The organism is Lysinibacillus sp. 10T31, assembly GCF_056394365.1.
Genome location: NZ_JBFTHS010000138.1, coordinates 1 through 1,162, shown reverse-complemented (window position 1 = coordinate 1,162; position 1,162 = coordinate 1). Strand labels below are relative to the sequence as shown.

Annotated in this window: 1 protein-coding gene and 1 rRNA gene; both read right to left on the bottom strand. The window is 36.0% G+C overall.

Annotated elements, in window-relative coordinates; genetic code table 11:
• Nucleotides 1-376: 376 nt before the first annotated feature.
• Nucleotides 377-748 (bottom strand): hypothetical protein, encoded by a 372-nt coding sequence (locus AC1DCY_RS27155; RefSeq protein ID WP_477355794.1) that lies wholly within the window; start codon nucleotides 746-748, stop codon nucleotides 377-379.
• A 267-nt stretch (nucleotides 749-1,015) separates the two neighbouring features.
• Nucleotides 1,016-1,131, bottom strand: a 5S ribosomal RNA gene (gene rrf / locus AC1DCY_RS27150).
• Between the last annotated feature and the right edge of the window lie 31 nt (nucleotides 1,132-1,162).

The following is a 1,162-nucleotide window of genomic DNA, read 5'->3' as shown; positions in this document are numbered from 1 at the left end:
CATAAAAGAAATTTGATTAGCTCAAATTGTTTTGCTGGCATCATGTTTGATGTCCAAAATTTTGTTTCGTTCACTAACTCAAGGTTAGCTACTAAAAACTTTATTGATTACGTTTTGCTTGTTCAGTTTTCAAGGTTCATTTCGTTACCACTTTCTCAGCAGCGACTCTTATATAATATCATGTCGTTTGCTAGATGTCAACAACTAATTTTCGTTTGATATAATTGTTTTTCAGTAGCTGTCTTAACGACTTGTATAATACTACACCCTTAATCCAAAAAGGTCAACACTTTTTCTGAAAAAAATATAGTTTTTTACTTTGTCGAGAAACTAATTGAAAAACAATTTTATATTAGACCCACAATCTGAAGTAAATTTAATGTTTTATTGTTTTCCTAATCTCTATTGAATCATAAAACATATTTTTCAAGAGCTTAAGGAAACTTACACTTTTTAAGATTATGCTGCTAGAGTTTGTGGTTATAATAAAGCATTTAGACGACTTACTACCATCACATTTTATTTTGAAAACTTTTTGACAGAGGGAATCATCACAAATTGGACAGGTTGCACATTCCTTTGTTCTTGCGAACTTTAGCGTTTGATATTTTTCATGGAAGCTGTCATAACAATAGCTGTGTCCAAGTACACATGTTGGTCTAAAATGCTTTTCAAATTCAAGATATTTGCCTTCATCACGGACATTGACCGGTGCTTTGCCGCCAGCTTCCTTCAGATTCCTCGACATCACGGACACAACCTTGTTATTAGACTTATCACTACTTCCATCCTCGCAGTTCGGGGCTTGTACCCCATAGTTCATACGCATGGCAGTCACATATAGAAAAAAGAGATGCATCGAATATATGATGCATCTCTCTTTTCACGTTCTATAACCAAAGCACCTGGTACATAAACACCGTAATAAATCGTACAGATTCTCCATCTAATTTAAGGATATTCGATTATTTTCACAGAAAAAAAGCCGAGGAGTAAATCCTCGACTTTTCTAAGTGCCTAGCGACGTCCTACTCTCACAGGGGGAAGCCCCCAACTACCATCGGCGCTAAAGAGCTTAACTTCCGTGTTCGGTATGGGAACGGGTGTGACCTCTTTGCCATCATCACTAGACTATTTTCGGCTTTCAATATACGTAGTATTT